25 protein-coding genes are annotated in these 19212 nt (G+C 67.4%); 20 read left to right on the top strand and 5 right to left on the bottom strand.

The genetic code is table 11. The features are described from left to right. The 4 genes from rplP (at position 1) to ACEN9N_RS22315 (ending at position 1543) form a co-directional block, all read left to right on the top strand. Positions 1-417, top strand: coding sequence for a 50S ribosomal protein L16 (gene rplP / locus ACEN9N_RS22330; protein WP_007838137.1), 417 nt, complete (start codon positions 1-3; stop codon positions 415-417). Positions 418-472: 55 nt separating this feature from the next. After that, on the top strand, positions 473-682 hold the full coding sequence (gene rpmC, locus ACEN9N_RS22325) for a 50S ribosomal protein L29 (protein ID WP_056589463.1): 210 nt from the start codon (positions 473-475) through the stop codon (positions 680-682). A gap of 9 nt (positions 683-691) precedes the next feature. After that, entirely contained in the window at positions 692-961 is a 270-nt protein-coding gene (rpsQ, locus tag ACEN9N_RS22320) for a 30S ribosomal protein S17 (protein ID WP_007838145.1), read from the top strand. 75 nt (positions 962-1036) lie between these two features. Then, entirely contained in the window at positions 1037-1543 is a 507-nt protein-coding gene (locus ACEN9N_RS22315) for a peroxiredoxin (protein WP_007838146.1), read from the top strand. A gap of 84 nt (positions 1544-1627) precedes the next feature. On the opposite strand, the gene ACEN9N_RS22310 is transcribed toward ACEN9N_RS22315, so the two are convergent. Beyond that, a complete protein-coding gene (locus ACEN9N_RS22310) occupies positions 1628-2215 on the bottom strand; it encodes a GNAT family N-acetyltransferase (protein ID WP_007838148.1) in 588 nt (195 codons plus the stop codon). Continuing rightward, positions 2212-2922: a cytochrome b/b6 domain-containing protein gene (locus ACEN9N_RS22305; RefSeq protein ID WP_007838150.1), complete on the bottom strand. Its 711-nt coding sequence runs from the start codon at positions 2920-2922 to the stop codon at positions 2212-2214. Before ACEN9N_RS22305 ends, ACEN9N_RS22310 begins: the two co-directional genes overlap by 4 nt. 158 nt (positions 2923-3080) lie before the next feature. Between ACEN9N_RS22305 and ACEN9N_RS22300 the strand changes: the two genes are divergently transcribed. Continuing rightward, positions 3081-3527, top strand: a complete 447-nt coding sequence (locus tag ACEN9N_RS22300; RefSeq protein ID WP_495654551.1) for a c-type cytochrome — start codon at positions 3081-3083, stop codon at positions 3525-3527. Positions 3528-3593: 66 nt separating this feature from the next. Here the strand turns inward: ACEN9N_RS22300 and ACEN9N_RS22295 are convergent, their stop codons facing one another. After that, the gene (locus tag ACEN9N_RS22295) at positions 3594-4091 is read right to left on the bottom strand and encodes a TlpA disulfide reductase family protein (RefSeq protein WP_495654550.1); all 498 of its coding nucleotides are present in this window, start codon (positions 4089-4091) and stop codon (positions 3594-3596) included. Between the two features lie 91 nt (positions 4092-4182). Between ACEN9N_RS22295 and ACEN9N_RS22290 the strand changes: the two genes are divergently transcribed. The 15 genes from ACEN9N_RS22290 (at position 4183) to ACEN9N_RS22220 (ending at position 17915) form a co-directional block, all read left to right on the top strand. Further along, complete coding sequence (locus ACEN9N_RS22290; RefSeq protein WP_495654549.1) at positions 4183-4728, top strand: hypothetical protein; 546 nt, start codon at positions 4183-4185, stop codon at positions 4726-4728. 132 nt (positions 4729-4860) lie between these two features. Then, on the top strand, positions 4861-5316 hold the full coding sequence (locus tag ACEN9N_RS22285) for a PTS sugar transporter subunit IIA (protein ID WP_007838155.1): 456 nt from the start codon (positions 4861-4863) through the stop codon (positions 5314-5316). After that, positions 5285-5554, top strand: coding sequence for an HPr family phosphocarrier protein (locus ACEN9N_RS22280; protein WP_495654548.1), 270 nt, complete (start codon positions 5285-5287; stop codon positions 5552-5554). The genes ACEN9N_RS22285 and ACEN9N_RS22280 overlap by 32 nt, the downstream gene beginning before the upstream one ends. Before the next feature lie 10 nt (positions 5555-5564). After that, entirely contained in the window at positions 5565-7373 is a 1809-nt protein-coding gene (ptsP, locus tag ACEN9N_RS22275; protein ID WP_495654547.1) for a phosphoenolpyruvate--protein phosphotransferase, read from the top strand. Positions 7374-7506: 133 nt separating this feature from the next. Beyond that, positions 7507-7881 carry a hypothetical protein gene (locus tag ACEN9N_RS22270; protein WP_007838158.1) on the top strand — a complete coding sequence of 125 codons (375 nt, stop codon included), beginning with the start codon at positions 7507-7509 and terminating at the stop codon, positions 7879-7881. 53 nt (positions 7882-7934) lie between these two features. After that, entirely contained in the window at positions 7935-8399 is a 465-nt protein-coding gene (locus tag ACEN9N_RS22265) for a Spy/CpxP family protein refolding chaperone (protein WP_007838159.1), read from the top strand. A gap of 94 nt (positions 8400-8493) precedes the next feature. Next, entirely contained in the window at positions 8494-8895 is a 402-nt protein-coding gene (locus ACEN9N_RS22260) for a DUF4260 domain-containing protein (protein ID WP_495654546.1), read from the top strand. Continuing rightward, positions 8889-9281: a hypothetical protein gene (locus ACEN9N_RS22255; protein ID WP_007830132.1), complete on the top strand. Its 393-nt coding sequence runs from the start codon at positions 8889-8891 to the stop codon at positions 9279-9281. Before ACEN9N_RS22260 ends, ACEN9N_RS22255 begins: the two co-directional genes overlap by 7 nt. Positions 9282-9331: 50 nt before the next feature. Continuing rightward, positions 9332-10030: a response regulator transcription factor gene (locus ACEN9N_RS22250; protein ID WP_007830136.1), complete on the top strand. Its 699-nt coding sequence runs from the start codon at positions 9332-9334 to the stop codon at positions 10028-10030. Positions 10031-10068: 38 nt separating this feature from the next. Further along, entirely contained in the window at positions 10069-11424 is a 1356-nt protein-coding gene (locus ACEN9N_RS22245) for a HAMP domain-containing sensor histidine kinase (RefSeq protein ID WP_007830141.1), read from the top strand. A gap of 118 nt (positions 11425-11542) precedes the next feature. Next, positions 11543-12586: an NADP-dependent oxidoreductase gene (locus tag ACEN9N_RS22240; RefSeq protein WP_495654545.1), complete on the top strand. Its 1044-nt coding sequence runs from the start codon at positions 11543-11545 to the stop codon at positions 12584-12586. Between the two features lie 170 nt (positions 12587-12756). Continuing rightward, positions 12757-13326: a fimbrial protein gene (locus tag ACEN9N_RS22235; RefSeq protein WP_007830143.1), complete on the top strand. Its 570-nt coding sequence runs from the start codon at positions 12757-12759 to the stop codon at positions 13324-13326. Between the two features lie 151 nt (positions 13327-13477). Further along, positions 13478-14233 (top strand): fimbrial biogenesis chaperone, encoded by a 756-nt coding sequence (locus ACEN9N_RS22230; protein WP_495654544.1) that lies wholly within the window; start codon positions 13478-13480, stop codon positions 14231-14233. Between the two features lie 20 nt (positions 14234-14253). Next, positions 14254-16917: a fimbria/pilus outer membrane usher protein gene (locus ACEN9N_RS22225; RefSeq protein ID WP_495654543.1), complete on the top strand. Its 2664-nt coding sequence runs from the start codon at positions 14254-14256 to the stop codon at positions 16915-16917. Continuing rightward, positions 16914-17915, top strand: a complete 1002-nt coding sequence (locus tag ACEN9N_RS22220) for a fimbrial protein (RefSeq protein ID WP_495654542.1) — start codon at positions 16914-16916, stop codon at positions 17913-17915. The genes ACEN9N_RS22225 and ACEN9N_RS22220 overlap by 4 nt, the downstream gene beginning before the upstream one ends. Before the next feature lie 7 nt (positions 17916-17922). Here the strand turns inward: ACEN9N_RS22220 and ACEN9N_RS22215 are convergent, their stop codons facing one another. Beyond that, a complete protein-coding gene (locus ACEN9N_RS22215; RefSeq protein WP_007830158.1) occupies positions 17923-18246 on the bottom strand; it encodes a hypothetical protein in 324 nt (107 codons plus the stop codon). Between the two features lie 76 nt (positions 18247-18322). Continuing rightward, positions 18323-19162 carry a DMT family transporter gene (locus ACEN9N_RS22210; protein ID WP_413316136.1) on the bottom strand — a complete coding sequence of 280 codons (840 nt, stop codon included), beginning with the start codon at positions 19160-19162 and terminating at the stop codon, positions 18323-18325. Positions 19163-19212: the final 50 nt, after the last annotated feature.

Below are 19212 nucleotides of genomic sequence, written 5' to 3'. Positions count from 1 at the left end.
ATGCTGCAACCTGCACGCAGAAAGTTCCGCAAGGAACAAAAGGGCCGCAACACCGGCATCGCAACCACGGGTAACTCGGTTGCGTTCGGTGACTTCGGTCTCAAATGCACCGACCGCGGCCGCCTCACGGCGCGCCAGATCGAAGCCGCTCGCCGCGCGATCTCGCGTCACGTGAAGCGCGGTGGCCGTATCTGGATCCGCGTGTTCCCGGACAAGCCGATCTCTACCAAGCCCGCTGAAGTGCGGATGGGTAACGGTAAGGGCAACCCCGAGTACTACGTCGCCGAAATCCAGCCTGGCAAGATCGTGTTCGAGATCGTCGGCGTGCCCGAAGAACTCGCCCGCGAAGCGTTCCGCCTGGCCGCCGCCAAGCTTCCGCTGCGTACGACGTTCGTCGCTCGCCAGCTCGGCGCCTGAGAGGAGAACACTGATGGCAACCCGTAAGAAAAAAGAAACCGCGGCTCCGGCCAAGGTGACGAAGGCCGCAACCCTGCGCACGAAGGACGTCGCAGGCCTGCAAGCCGAAATCAAGGATCTGCAGAAGGCCCATTTCGGTCTGCGCATGCAGAAGGCCACGCAACAGCTGTCGAACACCTCGACGCTGCGCGTGACGCGTCGCGACATCGCTCGCGCAAAGACCATTCTTGCTCAGAAGCAGCAAGAAACCCCCGCCGCCAAGTAAGGAGTGAACATGACGGAACCTAAAAAATCCCTCAAGCGCACCTTGATCGGCAAGGTGGTCAGCGACAAGCGTGCCAAGACCGTGACTGTGCTGGTCGAACGCCGTGTGAAGCACGAGCTGTACGGCAAGATCGTGGCCAAGACGAGCAAGTACCACGCTCATGACGAAAAGGGCGAGTACAAGCTGGGCGACACCATCGAGATCACGGAAAGCCGTCCGATCTCGAAGACCAAGAACTGGGTCGTGACCCGTCTGGTCGAGAAGGCCGTTCTGGTCTGATCTCCCCGGCTCGCTACAGCCCATCCGGAAACGGCCCACAATGTGGGCCGTTTTTCTTTTTCAGGAGCACTTTCAATGATCAAAGTCGGCGACACCCTTCCCTCGGCCACCCTGCAGGAATATTCCGAAGTCGAGGGCGAAGGCTGCAGCATCGGCCCGAACGCCGTGGACGTGGCCAAGGCTTCGGCGGGCAAGACCATCGCGCTGTTCGCGCTGCCCGGCGCCTTCACGCCCACCTGCTCGGCCAAGCACGTGCCGGGCTACGTGCAGCACTTCGACGACTTCAAGGCCGCTGGCGTGGACGAGATCTGGTGCGTGAGCGTGAACGATGCCTTCGTGATGGGCGCCTGGGCGCGCGACCAGAAGACTGGCACCAAGGTGCGCATGCTGGCTGACGGCAGCGCCGACTTCGCCAAGGCCACCGGCCTCACGCTGGACCTGACCGGCCGCGGCATGGGCCTGCGCAGCAACCGCTACTCGATGCTCGTGAAGGATGGCAAGGTCGCGACGCTCAACGTCGAAGGACCGGGCAAGTTCGAAGTCAGCGACGCCGACACGCTGCTGGCCCAAGCCCGCGGTTAAATAAACCCGGATCTTTCGAGGGGCCTCCCCGCCCACCCCCGGCAGGGGCGTAGCGACACGAAGTGCACGCAGCCTGGGGTCGAGCTAAAGCTCCACTTTCAGGTAGTGGGCCCCGGCGACGGGGTTGTGATAGTAGGGCGGTACTTCTGCGAAGCCCAGGTCTTCATAGAGGGCGCGCGCCGATTCCATGTCGTCGAGTGTGTCGAGCAGCACGCAGCCATATCCCGCGCTGCGTGCGGCATCGAGGATCGCCTCGGCCAGTTGCCGGCCCAGGCCCAGGCCGCGGAAGCCGGGGCGCACATACAGGCGCTTCATCTCGGCGGCGTTCGCGTAGTCCGCGCTGTCGAGCGGGCGCAGCGCGCAGCACCCCGCCACATGCGCCAGCGTGCCGTCGGCGCGCCGCAGGGTCGGCGCCTCGCGCCCGGCGTCTTCCTTCACGTTGGCCGGATCGACCAGCGCCAGCAGCAGCAGGCCGCGCGGTTCGGCGTACTCGCCCGGCAGCTGCGCCAGTTCGCCGTCGAAATCCTGAAAATCCAGGTCGATGTCCAGCGAGGCCGCGTAGTCGCGGAAGATCGCGCGTGTGGCCTCGATCTCGTGAGCTTCTTCGGGCGTGAGCAGCACGACCGCCGGCATGTCCGACAGCGGCAGGGGGCGTGAAACAGAAAAGCTCATACGCGCAGCGAGGAAACCCAGTACGCCACGCCCGCGCACAGTGCGAACAGCACCAGCGCCAGCCAGCGCGACGCCGCGTCGTCGCGGCTCGGCGCCACCTCGGCGTTCTCGGCGGAAACCAGCTTGTCGCCCGTCACCATCGGCCGCACCAGTCGGTGCCGCTTGACCAGCACGTAGAACAGCACCGCCAGCAGGTGCAGGCTCACAAGGGCGATCACGATCCACTTGCCCTGCGCCTTGTGCCAACCGGTGGCCAGGCTCACGAGCTCGCCCGAGACGAAACGTGTGAGCGGCCCCGATGCCGAGATTTCGTCGTCCGCCATCAGCCCGGTTGCCACCTGCAAGGCCAGGATCGCCAGCACCGCGAACACCGACAGTGCGCCCAGAGGCGTGTGCCCGATCAGATGGTCCGGGCGCGCTCGTCCGCGCAGATAGGCCGCCATCGACCCCGGGCCGTAGACGAAGGCTGCAAAGCGTGACCAGCGTCCGCCCACGAAGCCCCAGAGCAGCCGGAACAACAGCAGCGCGAGCACCGCGTACCCCAGGCGGAAGTGCCATTCCATGGCATCGTTCAACCCGGTGCCGATCATGCCGATGACGGCTGCGGCCAGAGCCCAGTGGAAAAGGCGTGTCGGCAGGTCCCAGACCCGCGTGCGGGCGCTGGAGCCTGAGGCCGCCGGGAAGGCAGCCACGGAAGAATCGGTCATCGAGAAGGGCGCGGGGCGCAATGCTGCGGAAGGCGCAGATTAGCAAAGTCCAGGCCCCGGCCTGCTTCGGGTTGTTGCTATGCGGCTGTCGCAGGCAGCCCCTACACTCGGCCGCTGCGCCGCGCTCGACGGCGTTTTCCCCACAATGAGGACCCCCGATGACCCGACTTGCTTCGTTCGCCCTTGCAGCCGCCTGCGCTGTCCTGTCCCTGCCCGCGGCAGCGCAGTTCGCCAAGCCCGAGGACGCCATCAAGTACCGCCAGAGCGCGCTGTTCGTGATGAGCCAGCATTTCGGCCGCCTCGGCGCCATGGCCAACGGACGCGCGACCTACGACGCCTCGGCTGCCGCGGCCAACGCCGAAATGGTCGCCGACATGGCAAAGCTGCCGTGGACGGCCTTCGGCGCCAGCACCGAGGGCGGCAAGGCCAAGCCCGAAATCTGGAAGGAAGACGCCAAGTTCAAGGAGCGCCAGGAGAAGCTGATCGCCGAAACCGCCAAGCTGGTGACTGCCGCCAAGGCCGGCAATCTCGACGCGCTCAAGGCCCAGTTCGGTCCGACCGCAGCGAGCTGCAAGGCCTGCCACGACAGCTTCCGCAACCAGTAAGCCGTCGCCTCGCGAAAAAACAAAGGCGCTCTTTCGGGAGCGCCTTCTTGCGGGAGGAGCGGAAGATCAGGCCTCGGCCAGCAGCTTCTCGATCAGCTTGTGGAGTTCGGCGAAATCGGGCTCGCCCACATAGCGCTTCACGATCTCGCCGCGCTTGTTGACCAGGTAAGTGGTCGGCGTGAGCTTCACGTCGCCCCAGGCCTGTGCCACGCTGCCGGTGTTGTCGATCGCTACCTTGAACGGCAGCTTGCGCGTTTGCGCGAAGTTGACGACATAGCTCGGCGGGTCGTAGCTCATGGCCACTGCCAACGTGTCGTAGCCCTGCGCCTTGTACTTGTCGTAGGTCGCGATGACCTTGGGCATTTCGCCGACGCAGGTCACGCAGCTCGTGGCCCAGAAATTGACCAGGGTGACCTTGCCCTTCAGGTCTGCCGTGCTCTTTTGCGTGCCGTCGAGCAGCACGAAGGTCGAGGCCGGTGCGGCGGTGGCGCCGGAGCCGAGGTACACGCCCACGCCGGTGGCCAATGCGAGGACGACGGCGGCAGCGACGATGTATTTCTTCATAGCAACACGGAAGACAAGGGCGGCGCGATTTTAGTTCCGCCCGCCGGATCGTGCTCGCGGGGCCTGGGCGCGGCTCGATAATCGTTCTCCGATGCCGTTTCCCGTCCTCCATTTCCGGTTCGTGCTGGCAGCGGCAGCCCTGCTCGCCGCCTGCAGCCCGACCTTCAACTGGCGCGAAGTGCCGGTCGCCGAGTCCGGCCTGATCGTGCTGCTGCCCTGCAAGGCCGACCGCGCGAACCGCGCCCTGCCGCTGGGTGCCGAATCGGTGCAGGTCGACATGACGGGCTGCGAAGCCGGCGGTGCGACCTTCGCCATCGCGCACGCCTCCGCCAGCGGCCCCGAGCAGGCCGAGGCCTGGCTCCGCGCATGGCACGCCGCCACCCGCGGCCAACTGGGCGAGGCGCAGGTAGCGGAAACTCCCGCCAGCGTCCAGCGCGCGACCGCCGCGCCGGCGCCGCTGCGGCTCGATGCCCAGCCGCGGCAGCAGCAGCAGGGCGCATCGGCGCCGGTACAGGTGCTCTGGTTTGCCCAGTCGCAGAAAGACGGCACCGTGGCGCTCTACCAGGCCACCGTGCTGGGCAAGCCTTCTTCGCCCGAAGCATCGAAAACCTTCTTCGAGAGCTTGCGGCTTCCATGAAGGCCGATCTGCTATGGTTCTGATAGCTACCCGGCTGGCGGCACTGTCCGTTTTTCGGGGCTGCTGCGTTGTGTCGTATATCTACTTCCCCTGGGCGCCCCCGCATAATCGATGCGTCGCCCTCCGCCTCGCATGAACAGCATCCTCATCATCGCCCACTCACCGTTCGCGCACGCGCTGCGGCAGTGCGCGCTGCATGTGTTTCCCGATTGCGAGCAGGCCATCGTCGCGCTCGACGTCCTGCCCAACGTGTCGCCCGAAGAAACGCTGGCCGCCGCGCGCATCACGCTCGCGCAGCAGCTGCACACGCCGCGCTCGCAGGTGCTGGTGCTGGCCGACGTGTTCGGCGCCACGCCCTGCAACGTGGCGCAGAAGCTGGTGGACGGCGTCCGGTCGCGGCTGGTGGCGGGGGTCAATCTTCCGATGCTGCTGCGCGCCGTCACCTATCGGCACGAGCCCCTGGATACGCTGGTGCAGCGCGCCCTCGCGGGCGGCACCGCCGGCGTCATGCAGGTGGCGGTGGCGGCTCCCCAGAACCAGGCAAAAAGAAAGCACAGTGATCAAGAAATCCGTGACCATCAGCAATAAGCTGGGCCTGCATGCACGCGCGTCGGCCAAGCTGACCAAGCTCGCAGGCAGCTTTCCCTGCGAGGTGTGGCTCTCCCGCGGCGACCGCCGCATCAACGCCAAGAGCATCATGGGTGTCATGATGCTGGCCGCCGGACTGGGCAGCACCGTCGAGCTCGAAACCAACGGCGAGCAGGAAGATGAAGCAATGAAGGCCATCGTGCTCCTGATGGACGACAAGTTCGGCGAAGGCGAATAAGGACCGTCCCATGACTTTTGCAGTCCACGGCCTTCCCGTCGCCCGTGGCATTGCCATCGGGCGCGCGGTGCTGGTGGTGTCGAGCCGCATCGACGTGGCCCACTACTTCATCAAGCCTGAAGAAATCGAGACCGAGATCGACCGCGTGCGCACCGCGCGCAACGCGGTGGCCGACGAGCTCACCAAGCTGCAGGCCAATGTTGCGCAGATGGGCCCGAACGACACGCCGCACGAACTCTCGGCGCTGCTCGAGGTGCACCAGATGCTGCTGCAGGACGAGGTCCTCACCGGCGGCGTCAAGCACTGGATCACCGAGCGGCTCTACAACGCCGAATGGGCGCTGACCACACAGCTCGAGATCATCGCGCGCCAGTTCGACGAGATGGAGGACGAGTACCTGCGCGAGCGCAAGGCCGACCTCGAGCAGGTGGTCGAGCGCCTGCTGCACCGCATGAAGGGCACGGCCGCCGTGCTCGCGCCGAGCCCGCCTCGCCGCAAGCGCGCCACCTCCCAGGACGACGACAACGACAACGACGATCCCACCGCGGGCGACGGCATCGACGTGCCGCTGGTGCTCATCGCGCACGATCTCTCGCCGGCCGACATGCTGCAGTTCAAGAAGAGCGTGTTCGCCGGCTTCGTCACCGACGTGGGCGGTCGCACCTCGCATACCGCCATCGTGGCGCGCAGCATGGACATCCCGGCCGTGGTCGGTGCGCGCACCGCGAGCCAGCTGGTGCGCCAGGACGACTGGGTCATCATCGACGGCGACGCCGGCGTGGTGATCGTCGACCCTTCTCCGATCATCCTGGCCGAATACGGCTTCAAGCAGCGCCAGGGCGACCTCGAACGCGGCCGGCTCGCGCGGCTGCGCCACAAGCCCGCCGTCACGCTCGACGGCCAGCGCGTGGAGCTGCTCGCCAACATCGAGATGCCGGAAGACACCGTGGGCGCCGTCAAGGCCGGCGCGGTGGGCGTGGGGCTGTTTCGCAGCGAATTCCTCTTCATGGGCCGCGAGTCGACCACGCGCCAGACCCGCCTGCCCGACGAAGAGGAGCAGTACCAGGCCTACAAGCGTGCGGTCGAGGGCATGCAGGGCATGCCCGTCACCATCCGCACCATCGACGTGGGCGCCGACAAGCCGCTGGACGGCAAAACGGCCAACAAGCAGGAGCACCTGAACCCCGCGCTCGGCCTGCGCGCCATCCGCTGGAGCCTGGCCGACCCGGCGATGTTCCTCACGCAGCTGCGAGCCATCCTGCGCGCCGCGGCGCACGGCGAGATCCACCTGCTGATTCCCATGCTCGCGCACGCGAGCGAGATCCGCCAGACGCTGTCGCTGATCGACTTCGCGCGCACCGAGCTCGACAACCGCGGCGCGGTGTACGGCCCGGTGAAGCTCGGCGCCATGATCGAGATTCCCGCGGCCGCGCTCACGCTGCGCATCTTCCTGAAGCACTTCGACTTCCTGTCGATCGGCACCAACGACCTGATCCAGTACACGCTGGCCATCGACCGCGCCGACGAGTCGGTGGCGCACCTCTACGACCCCGCGCACCCGGCGGTGCTGCGCCTCGTGGCCGACACCATCGCCGAGTGCCGGCGGCAGGGCAAGGGCGTGGCCGTGTGCGGCGAGATGGCGGGCGACGTGGCCTTCACGCGGCTGCTGCTGGGCCTGGGCCTGCGCAGCTTCTCGATGCATCCCTCGCGCATCCTCGCGGTCAAGCAGGAGGTGCTGCGCGCCGACACCGGCAAGCTCGAAGCGTGGGCGAAGAGCGTTCTCGAATCGGACGATCCCGCCGCAGCCATGGCGGGTTGAGCGTACTTTTTCATCCGCGTCCGGCGGCGGGTGAAAAGAAACGAAACACGCCGAAACCGCGGCGAAAGGACTTGCGGCAGCACCGCGAGCACGATCAGGTCTTCTCTTCAACCCCGAAAGAAAGACCTGCATCATGAAATCTCTCTCCCTGACCCAGCTCGTTGCCGTCGGCTCCTTCGCCATGCTCGCCGCCGCGGGCGCCAAGGCCGAAAGCTACGAGGGCGTGCAACCCGCCGTGTCGGCCAAGAGCCGCGCCGACGTCAACGCCGAAGCCGTGCGCACCGCATCGGCACCCGACCAGAACGTGGTGCGCGGCTCGCGCGGCGCAGAGGGCATGGCCGTGTCGACCGAGCGCGCACGCGTCGTCGCCGAAGCCGTGCGCGCCGCCGCCGCACCCGACCAGAACGTGACGTCCGGCTCGCGCGTGAACAGCCGGGTCGTCTCGACGATGCAGAACCCGGTCGACGCGCGCGCCGCAGCCGCCAGCGCCAAGAGCAGCCGGCTGTAAGACCTCCCCCCAACGATGCCCTCGGGCGACTCGAGGGCGAGCAAGGAATCATCATGAAGCACTGGATCAAACGCACTCTTTTCGGATTCGCGGGCGCCGCGATGGTCGCCGGCAGCATTGCCGGCTGCGCCGGCCAGCGACATGGCTGGGGCGGCGACAGCGCCGACTTCCGCGCGAAGATGGTCGAGCGCGTGGGCAGCAAGCTCGAACTCGACGCCAACCAGAAGCAGAAGCTCACCGTGCTCGCCGAGAAGCTGCAGGCGCAGCGCGAAGCCATGCGCGGCGCCGGCGGCTCGGGCGACCCGCGCTCGCAGTTCAAGGCGCTGTTCGCGGGCAACAAGCTCGACCAGGCCGGCGCCGCGCGCCTGGTCGACGAGAAGACCACCGCCGTGCGCAACGGCAGCCCCGAGATCATTGCCGCCGCCGCCGACTTCTATGACAACCTGAATGCGGCGCAACAGCAGAAGGTGCGCGACTTCATGGAGCGCGGCGGCCGCCGCTGGAGTCACCGTGGCTGAAACCGGCTCACCCCCAGGCTTTGCGCACTTCGTGTCGCTGCGCCACCCCCCTCTCCGGGGGCGACACCAGTGGCCCGGCGAAGCCGGTTCCACGGTGTCTCCCGAAGAGGCCGCGGCGCCCGCCGCGGGCGGCGTGCGCACCCTGCTGCGCCTCGAAGGCGCAGTGGTGCTGGGCGTGGCGCTCGCCGCCTACGCCCGGTTTGGGGCGGGCTGGGGCGTGTTCGCGCTGTGGCTGCTCGCGCCCGATCTCTCGCTGCTGGGCTACCTCGCGGGACCGCGCACGGGAGCGGCGCTCTACAACGCCGCGCACTCGTACGTCGGTCCGGTGCTGCTGCTGGCGCTCGGCGTGTTCGCGGCCATGCCGTGGGCGGTGGCCGGCAGCCTGATCTGGCTGGCCCACATCGGCATGGACCACGCGCTCGGCTACGGGCTCAAATACGCGACCGGCTTCGCCGCCACGCACCTGGGCCGCATCGGCAGGGCTGATCCATGGTGAGCCGCGATGACGGCGCTTCCCATGCCATGCACGCGCCTGCCGCGCGCGCATGGATGCTGACAGAGGCGCTCGCGCTGGGCATCGCGTCGATGGTGCATGCGGGGTTCCTCGCGCCCGGCTACGCGCATCCGGCAGCCCGCACCGCAGAGGCGGTGATCGCCACCGTGCTGGTGTTGGCCTCGGTCGAGACCTGGCTGCGACCCCACCATGCGCGCCGCGCGGCCATCTTCGGCCAGGGCTTCGCGCTGCTGGGCACGCTGGTCGGGCTTGGCACCATCATCGCGGGCATCGGCCCGCGCACGGTGCCCGACGTGGTCTACCACGCGCTGCTGCTTTCCATCCTCGTGACGGGCCTGACCTGGGCGCTGCGATGCCGGCGGGTCTGATGGTCAGCGAGGTCATTCGCCACCTTCTTGTCCGGAGGCACAATCCCGCCATGCCGCGCATCCTGCTGATCGACGACGACGAACATCTCGCCGCGCCGCTGACCACCTACTTCGCACGCTTCGGCTGCACGCTGGAAAGCGCCGTTCGCCCGAGCGAAGGCCTCGCCAAGTTGCGTGCAGGCACCTACGACGCCGCCATCCTCGACGTCATGCTGCCCGAGATGGACGGCTTCGAGCTGTGCCGCGAGATCCGCAAGGAAAGCGACATTCCCATCGTGATGCTCACCGCGCGCGGCGAGGTCATGGACCGCGTGGTCGGCCTCGAACTCGGCGCCGACGACTACGTGCCCAAGCCGTTCGAGCCGCGCGAACTGGTGGCGCGCGTGCAGACCATCCTGCGCCGCCAGCGCAGCGCCGCGCCGCAGGCAGTGGCCAACGGCACGCAGCATCGCGTGTTCGACGGCCTGGCTATCGACCTCGACCGGCGCCAGGTGCTGCGCCACGGCGAGCGCGTAGAGCTCACCGGCACCGAGTTCGAACTGCTGGCGCTGCTGGCGGCCGAGCCCGGCAAGGTGTTCAGCCGCGACGACATCCTCAACCGCCTGCGTGGCCACGAGGCCGAGCTCTACACGCGCGCGGTCGACATCGTGGTGAGCCGGCTGCGCAAGAAGCTCGAGCCACTGGACTGCATCAAGACACTGCGCAACGCCGGCTACGCGCTGGCGGTTGCGCGCAGCGAGCCCGCATGAGATCTCGCCGGGGAGGTTTGCGCAAGGCGTGGCGCGAAATGGCCTGCCGCCGTGACGAGCTGCACAGGCAATGGCATGCCCAGTGGCACGAGAAGGTGCAGGGCAAGCGCCGCTGGCGCCGCTCGCTGCGCATACGGCTGGTGATGATGTTCGTGATGCTCGCGCTGGTGATGGCGGCGGTCTTCATGGTCGGCATGAAGAAGTCTTTTTCCACCGGCTGGGCCGAGGCTGCCAAGCCGATGCTCACGGACTACACCGACCGCCTGGTCGCGGAGATCGGCACGCCGCCCGACGTGGCGCGGGCGCAGGCGCTGGTGGCGCGGCTGCCGATCACCATCCGCATCGTCGGCCCCAAGGTCAACTGGGACTCCAACCCCCGCGGCGCGAGCAGCCCGGGCGGCTGGATGCACGACCGCGAAGAGGCGTTCGGAGGCGACAAGTGGTTCATCCGGCCCACCGCCGACGGACACCGCGTGATCTTCGGCTGGGCGCCCAAGCTCTGGCAGCTCGCGCCGCGGGTCATCGGCTGGGCCACGCTGGGCGTGCTGCTGTCCTGCGTGCTGCTGGCATATGCCTACGTGAGCCGGCTGCTGCGGCCGCTGATCGACATCCGCGAAGGCGCGCAGCGCTTCGGCCGCGGCGAGTTCACGCAGCCCATTCCGGTGCGCCGCAACGACGACCTGGGCGATCTCGCGCAGCACATCAACACCATGGCCGACGACATCCAGGCGATGCTCGATGCCAAGCGCGGCCTGCTGCTCGCGCTGAGCCACGAACTGCGCTCGCCGCTCACGCGCGCGCGCCTCAATGCCGAGCTGCTGCCGGCCACGCCCGAAGGCCAGGCAGAGCGCGAGGCACTGCTGCGCGACTTGAACGAGATGCGCGACCTCATCAGCGACCTGCTCGAAAGCGAACGCCTCGCGAGCCCGCACGTGGCGCTGCTGCGCGAGCCGGTCGACCTCGCGGCGCTGATCCGCGAGATCGTGGCCGAGATGCCTGGTGCGCAGCACGTGCACCTCGACCTGGCCGATGGCCTGCCGCCGCATGCCGTCGACCGCATGCGCATCCGCCTGCTGGTGCGCAACCTGCTGGACAACGCGCTGCGCTACAGCGCCGACGCACCGCGGCCGCCGTGCGTGTCGCTGCGCGCGGTACTCGACGGCAAGAAGCAGGGCATCGAGATCGAGGTGCGCGACCACGGCCCCGGCGTGGACGTCGAACAGCTCGGGCGCCTGACCGAGCCCTTCTACCGCACCGACGGCGCGCGGGCGCGCGCCACCGGCGGCGTTGGCCTTGGCATGTACCTGTGCAGGCTGATCGCCGAAGCGCACGGCGGCGAGCTGACCGTGCGCAACGCCGAGCCCGGGCTGCAGATCGTCGTCCGGCTGGCCTGACGCCCGGCGGAGCTGGCGGGCCGGCGGGTGCTGTCGCCTGCGCTACCAGCGCGCCTGTGGCCCGCGGCTACGATGCGCCTCCGTGCCAGCGTCCGGCATTCAAGGTCAAGGAGACACCATGAGCAGCCCCCTCACCAACCACCAGGTCCGCCTCGCCAAACGTCCCGAAGGCGCGGCCACGCGCGAGAACTGGAAATTCACCACCGAACCCGTCGGCGAGCCGGCCGAGGGCGGCGTGCTGGTCAAGACGCTGTCGCTGTCGCTCGACCCGGCCATGCGCGGCTGGCTCAACGACGCCAAGAGCTACATCCCGCCCGTGGGCATCGACGAAGTGATGCGCGCCGGCGGCGTCGGCCGCGTCGTCGCCTCGAAGAACCCGCAGTTCGCGGTGGGCGACACCGTCTACGGCACGTTGGGCGTGCAGGAATACGTCCTGATCCCCGAAGACCAAGTCAAGCGCAACGGCCTGGTGAAGATCGACCTGCGCGTGGGCAGCATCACCCAGTGGCTCAACGTGCTGGGCATGCCCGGCATGACCGGCTACTTCGGCCTGATGGACGTGGGCATGCCCAAGGCGGGCGAGACCGTGGTGGTTTCCGGCGCGGCCGGTGCCGTGGGCCAGACCGTGGGCCAGCTGGCCAAGATCAAGGGCTGCCGTGTGATCGGCATTGCCGGCGGCGCCGCCAAGTGCGACTGGGTGGTAAAGGAGCTGGGCTTCGACGCCTGCATCGACTACAAGGCCGGCGCCGGTGCGGTGCGCGAAGGCCTCAAGACCCATTGCCCGAAGGGCGTGGACATCTACTTCGACAACGTCGGCGGCGAGATCCTCGACATGGTGCTGGCGCGGCTCGCGCGCAAGGCCCGCATCATCATCTGCGGCGCCATCAGCCAGTACAACAACGCCAACAGCATGCCGGCGGCCGGCCCGAAGAATTACCTGAGCCTGCTGGTGAACCGCGCGCGCATGGAAGGCATCGTGGTGTTCGACTACGCCGACCGCTATCACATCGCCATCGCCGAAATGGCCGGCTACCTGAAAGACGGGCGCATGAAGAGCAAGGAAGACGTGGTGAAGGGCCTGGACACCTTCCCGGAATCGCTCAACAAGCTGTTCGCCGGAGAGAACTTCGGCAAGCTGGTGCTGCAGGTGGCTGACGAATAGCGTCCCGATTTCCGGTAGCGGTGGCTTATTTCACGGTTATTCGAAAGAGACTATTAACTATAGTTAACTCCACTAACTTCACCCATTTTGCGTTTTTGAGTCCCTAGACTGCGGCTGCCTTGCCGAAAAGCAGGTAGTTACATAGTCATATCAATACTCAGGGAACGCAAATGCCAAAGACCATCTTCGTCAAACTCGCAACGCTGGCCGTGGCCGGCATGCTGTCGCAAGGCGCTTTCGCGGCGGACGGCACCGTCAACTTCACCGGCGAGATCGTCGACGCGCCTTGCTCGATTTCGCCCAACAGCCAGAACATGACCGTGCCGCTGGGCAAGGTTTCGCGCACCGTGTTCGGCACTGTCAGCGGTACGCCGCCCGTGAGCACCGCGACGATCGGCAAGAAGTCCACGCCCGCCCACTTCACGATCGACCTGCTGGGTTGCGGCGCGACCGCCAAGGGTGCGACCGTGACCTTCTCGGGCACCGCCGACCTCGACGACGCCAGCTATCTGCGCGTGGCCAACTCTGGCCAGGTGGGCGTGGGCGCGGCTTCGGGCGTGGCGATCGAGCTTGGCGATTCCGCCGGCACCAAGATCGCGCTGGGTTCGCCGTCCGGCGAATACGTCCTGGGCCTCGGTGACAACTCGCTGAAGTTCCAGGCTGCGTACGTCGCGACCCGCACGGCCGTGACGGTCGGCCCGGCCAACTCGGTCGCGCAGTTCACGGTTGCCTACAAGTAAGTAGCCCCCTTCGCCGGCGCCGAGCCCGGACTCCGCGTCCCCGGCCGGCGCCGGCATTTCCCTTTTTCCCGTTTTCTCGGCGGTGCCGCGATGCGCCGCCGTGCCGGGGTGCGTGCGTTGCGCATCTCGCTCGCGCCAAGGACTTTTTCTCATGTGCAGCAACAATCGCTTCCGCTGGGCTCTTGCCGTCCTGCTGATGCTGGGTCTCCAGTGGCCGGCCGGCGCGGGCGTGATGCTCGGCGGCACCCGCGTGATCCTCGGTGAAAAGGACCGCGAAGCTTCCATTCCGGTGAAGAACACCGGCACCACGCCCTACGTGGTCCAGGCCTGGATCGATGCCGGCGAAGGCAGGAACAAGACCCCGCTGCTCGTCACGCCGCCGCTGTCGCGGCTCGACCCCGGCATGGAAAACATCCTGCGCATCATGCGAGTGGGCGGCGAACTGCCGGCCGACCGCGAGTCGGTGTTCTGGCTCAACGTCAAGGAGATTCCCGAGAAGCCGAAGGAAGAAAACGTGCTGCAGATTGCGGTGCGCAGCCGCATCAAGCTGTTCTACCGGCCTGCGAAGCTCGCGGGCAAGCCCGAGGAATCGCGCGCCCAGCTCAAGTGGGCGGTCGGCGCCGGTGCGCAGGGGCAGGGCGCCGTGCTCAAGGTCGGCAACCCCACGGCCTACCACGTGACCTTCACCGCGCTGAACGTCAACGACGGCCAGCAGCTGATCAATGCCGACATGGTGCCGCCGTTCGGCGAAATGGCGTATCCGCTGAGCGCCGTGAAGACGCCGCAGGCGGTCCAGGTCAGCTTCACCACGCTCAACGACTACGGCGGCGAGTCGCCCGAAGAGTTCGTCAAGGTGCCCGCAGGTGCCGAGCCGGTGCCGCTGCCCGCGCGCAGTGCGAAGCCTTGAGACGCGAGGGATGAACCGCCATGCGTTGCTCACCCGCTTTCCACGCGCTGTTCCGGCTGACGATATGCGCCGCCTTGCTGGGCGCCATGGGCCTGCCCGGCCATGCGCAGCAGCAGGTGGCCGGCTCCAGCTTCAATGAAGAGTTCCTCGGCATCGGCGGCGACCAGCCGCATGCGGACCTGTCGCTTTTCTCCTTCGGCAACCGCGTGCTGGCCGGCAAGTACATGGTCGACGTGTCGCTCAACGAACGCGGCGCCGGACAGACCGAAATCCGCTTCGTCGAGAAGGATGGGAGGAACGACGCCGTGCCCTGCCTCACGCGCCCCATGCTCGACGATTGGGGTGTCAACGTGTCGGTGTTCCCCGCGCTGGCGAACGTTGCGGACGATGCCTGCGTCGACCTGGCTGCGACCATTCCCGATGCGGCGTTCACCTACGACGGCGGCAAGCAGCGCCTGTTCGTCAGCATTCCGCAGGCGGCGCTGAAGCGCTCGGCGCGCGGCGCGGTCGGTCCCGAGAAATGGGACAGGGGCATCACCGCCGGCATGTTCGACTACCAGCTGAATTTCGCGCGCTACAGCGGCAACCGCTACCGCAACGATGCCAACCCCTTTGCGGTGCCGCAGAGCGTGTTCGACGGCAACCCCTTTGCCGATCGCAACAGGAACATCCTCCAGCGCAACACCCTGTTCGCGGGCCTGCGCGCCGGCTTCAACCACGGCGACTGGCGCTTGCGCCACTTCTCGACCTACAACCGGGGCATCGACGGCCGCAGCCGCTGGCAGGGCATCAGCACCTACGCGCAACGCGACCTCGCCTCCATCCACGGCCGGCTGCTGATCGGCGACGGCAACACGCCGGGCAACTTCTTCGACAGCCTGCCGTTTCGCGGTGTGCAGCTGTCGTCCGACGATGCGATGCTGCCCGACAGCCAGCAAGGCTATGCGCCCACCATCCGCGGCGTGGCGCAGACCAACGCACGCGTCACGGTGCGCCAGAACGGCTATGTCGTCTACAGCACCTTCGTGGCGCCGGGCCCGTTCGTCATCGACGACCTCTATCCGACCGCGTCGAGCGGCGACCTCGAGGTGACCATCGCCGAGGCCGACGGCCGGCAGACCCGGTACACCCAGGCCTTCTCGGCCGTGCCCACGCTGCTGCGCGAAGGTACCTGGCGCTATTCGGCCACCGCGGGCAAATACCGCAACGGCTATCACGGCGGCACACCGGGCATGCGGCGTTCCCTCTCGCAGCCGGCTTTCATGCAGGCGACGCTGGCGCGCGGCCTGGGCAACGAGTTCTCGCTCTACGGCGGCGCGCTGATGGCGAACATGTACCAGTCGCTGCTCGTGGGCGTGGGCAAGAACCTGCGCGATTTCGGGGCCGTGTCGGTCGACTTGTCGAGCGCGCGCACCACCGACCGCACCCGCGCCCAAGGCGTGAGGACATACGGCGGGCAGTCGCTGCGCTTCCTCTATTCGAAAGCCTTTCTCGATTCGGGCACCAATTTCCGCGTGGCCGGCTACCGCTATTCGACCAGCGGCTACCGCACCTTCCAGGAGGCGGTGCAGATGCAGGACCTGCAACCCTTCGAATCGTTCAACAGCCGCCGCAACGAGGTGCGCTTCGAACTCTCGCAGCAACTCGGCGACCAAGGCACGGTGTACGCGTCCGCACGCCAGCAGAGCTACTGGGGCACCGCTGCCAAGGACCGGCTGGTGCAGCTGGGCTACTCGGGCAACTACAAGCAGTTCGGCTACAGCGTGTTCTACAACCACACCACCAGCCTGAACCGGCCGGCAAGCCGCCAGATCATGTTCACGCTGACCGTTCCGCTCGGCGACACCCGCGCCAGCGCCCAGTACGCCGTGACCCGCGACGGCAGCAGCCGCGTCAACCAGCAGGCCAGCGTCTATGGCTCGGCCTTCGAAGACAGCCGCCTGACTTACAACGTGACGGCCGGCCATGCGAACGGGGGCGGTAGCGACAGCGGCAGCGCGGGTGCGAGCTACCTGTCGCCGGTCGGGCGTTTCGACGTCGGCCACTCGACGGGCCGCGGCTATGGCCAAAGCACCTTCGGCATGGCCGGTGGGGTGCTGTTCCATGGCGGCGGCGTCACGCTGTCGCAGCCGCTCGGCGAAACCGTGGCGCTGGTGCGGGCGCCAGGGGCGCAGGGCGTGGGCTTCGAGTCGCAGCCCGGCGTGGCAACCGACCGGGCCGGCAATGCCGTCGTTCCCAACCTGACGCCGTACCGCCTGAACCGCCTGGCCATCCGCACGGCCGATCTCGGCGACACGGTGGAAGTGAAGAACGCCGCGACCGAGGTGGTGCCCACGCGCGGCGCCGTGGTGCACGCGAAGTTCGAGACCTCGGTGGGCTTCCGCCTGCTGATGACGCTGACCGATCCGGGCGGCCGCATGCTGCCCCTGGGCTCGAAGGTCGAGAACGAGGCGGGCCAGGAAGTCGGCGTGGTCGGTCCCGAGGGGCAGGCTTTCGTCACCGGCGCGGGCAGCACCGGCCGCCTGACCGTGCGGTGGGGGACCGGCAAGGCCGACCAGTGCGTCGTGCCCTACAGCCTTCCCGAAGAAAAGAACCCACCGCCGATCCGCGAGCTGAGCGGGCAATGCGATACCACCACAACCGCGCCCACGCCAAACGACAAACAACCAAAGGGAACGGAATGAGCCACAGCATTTCTTCTGGCCTCATGCGTATCGCCGTTGCAGCAGCGGCGGCGCTGCTCGGCGCGCAAGGCGCCTGGGCGGCGTGCACGCGCTACCCAGGTGCGGCGGAGAAGTTCATCACCATGGACATGGGCAAAGTGATCATTTCCAATGATCTGCCTGTCGGAGCCGTGATTGCGAGGAAGGTGTTTCCTATTCCAACCAGGGGCACGTCGGAGTACATGTTCGACTGCACCCGGGGCGGCGGCACGCTCATCGGGGAGATGCTGCTGGGAGCACCGATACCGAGCGATCCGACGACCTACTCGACGGCGGTGCCAGGTATCGGCATCCGCTTGTCGCGAGTGATCGACGCAACCTTGACCGTGAACTACCCGCACCGGCTTCCGCGTGGACCCTTCTACATCTACTTTCCGCTGGGAACGCAGTTCCAGGTCGAGCTGATAAAAACAGCGGCCGTTACAGGAAGCGGGGCACTGGCCTCGGGGACCTATACCCGCTACTACGGTGACGGCGACGGTGTGTCGATGCTGACTACCGTGCTCTCCGGCAATGGCATCACCATCGCCGCGCCTTCATGCTCGGTGGACCTGGGCTCCCGGAACGTTTCGGTGCAGTTCGGGAGGGTGCCCCAGAGCAACTTCAAGGGCAGGGGCTCCACCACCGGCGACCGCAACTTCAACATCAAGCTCAGCTGCCAGGCCGGGCAGAACACGCAGAACACCGTCTACCTGCGGATGGATGCGACGCAGGACCCGTCGAACGAACAGGGCGTCCTGAAGATCACCCAGGGCGGCTCGGGCACCGCCACTGGCGTGGGCATCCAGGTGGTCGACAACCAGGGCGTGCCGGTGAAGTTCGGCGAAGACACGCTGGTCGGCCCGTCGAAGAATGGCGACTATGTGCTGCCGTACACCGCGCGCTACTACCAGACGGGCAACAAGGTGACGCCGGGGCGTGCGGACGGCACGGCCACCTTCACCCTCGACTACAAATAGCCTGCGCTCAGTTTTCGTCGGGGCGCATGGGAATGTCGCCCATCGCCTCGTCCTCGCGCAGGCCGCGCGCGGCCTTCAGCAGCTCGATCGACAGCCCTTCGCCGTGGCCGGCGAAACCCTTGGCGATGCCTTCGAGCACCGTCGACAGGCCGGTTTCGCCGTCGCTGCGCGCGTCCATGCTGATGTTCAGCACCCGGGCCGCCATCTGGCGGTAGGTGACGGCGCCCGCGCCCTCCAGCGCGGCCACGAGGTCGAGGTACAGCGCCAGGTTCAGGTCGAACACCAGCTTGGGCGTGATCTCGAAATCCTCGCTCTTGTTCTTGCTGTCCATGGGAATTGGCTCCTTTTTTTCCTTGGCCCCCACTCTAGCCAGAAAAAAGCGGGCAATCCGTCGGATACAGCCTGATTCAGCGTGCGCGGGTGCCCATGATTGCGGCCGAGATGATGAGCCAGGCCGCGAGCACGATGGTCCAGGTCAGCGGCCTGCCGGTGACGAGCAGCAGCAGCGCAGTCGAGCCCAGCGGCGTGATATAGCTCAGGATGCCGATCTGCCGCGCGTCGCCGCGCTTGAGCGCCATGTCCCACACGAAGAAGGCCGCGCCCAGCGGACCGAGGCCGCACAGCACGAGCAGCAGCCAGTCGCGGCCCGACAGCGTCACGGAAGGTTCGAGCACCGCATGGCAGGCCAGCGAGAGCAGGCCCGAGACCAGCCCGAACAGCCCGATCGCCGAGGTCGGGAAGGCCGCGACGCGCTTCGTCCACAGCGAGTAGCTGGCCCAGACGAAAGCCGAGGCCAGCGCCGGCAGGAAGCCCCAGTAGCCGGCGACGGCCGTGGCGCCAACCCTTGCGCCGAGGATCGCGGCAGCCGCGCCCGCGAAGCCCAGCAAGCCCGCCACCAGATGCAGCGGCCGCAGCGAAACGCCCGGCAGCAGCACCGGCGCCAACACCACCATGAGCAGCGGCCACAGGTAGTTGACCAGGTTGGCCTCGACCGGCGGGGCGTAGCGCAGCGCGATGAACAGCAGGAAGTGATAGCCGAACAAGCCGTAGATGCCCAGCGCCAGCGTGCGCGGCGGCACCTTCCAGGCGCGGCGGTCGCGCAGCACGAGCGGCCAGCTCGGCACGCTGCCGATGATGAGCGCGAGGCCGGTGAGCAGGAACGGGGGCAGGTGGGACAAGGCCGTGCCGAGCGAGGCGAGTGTGGTCCAGAGCGCGATGGCGAGAAGGGCGTAGACGGTCGACGACATGGACGCCGAGGCTACGCGATGCGCTCGTCGTGCAATGACGGTTCGTCGTC

This window comes from Variovorax sp. Varisp46, from assembly GCF_059491885.1.
This window is presented reverse-complemented; position numbering and strand designations above follow the sequence as displayed.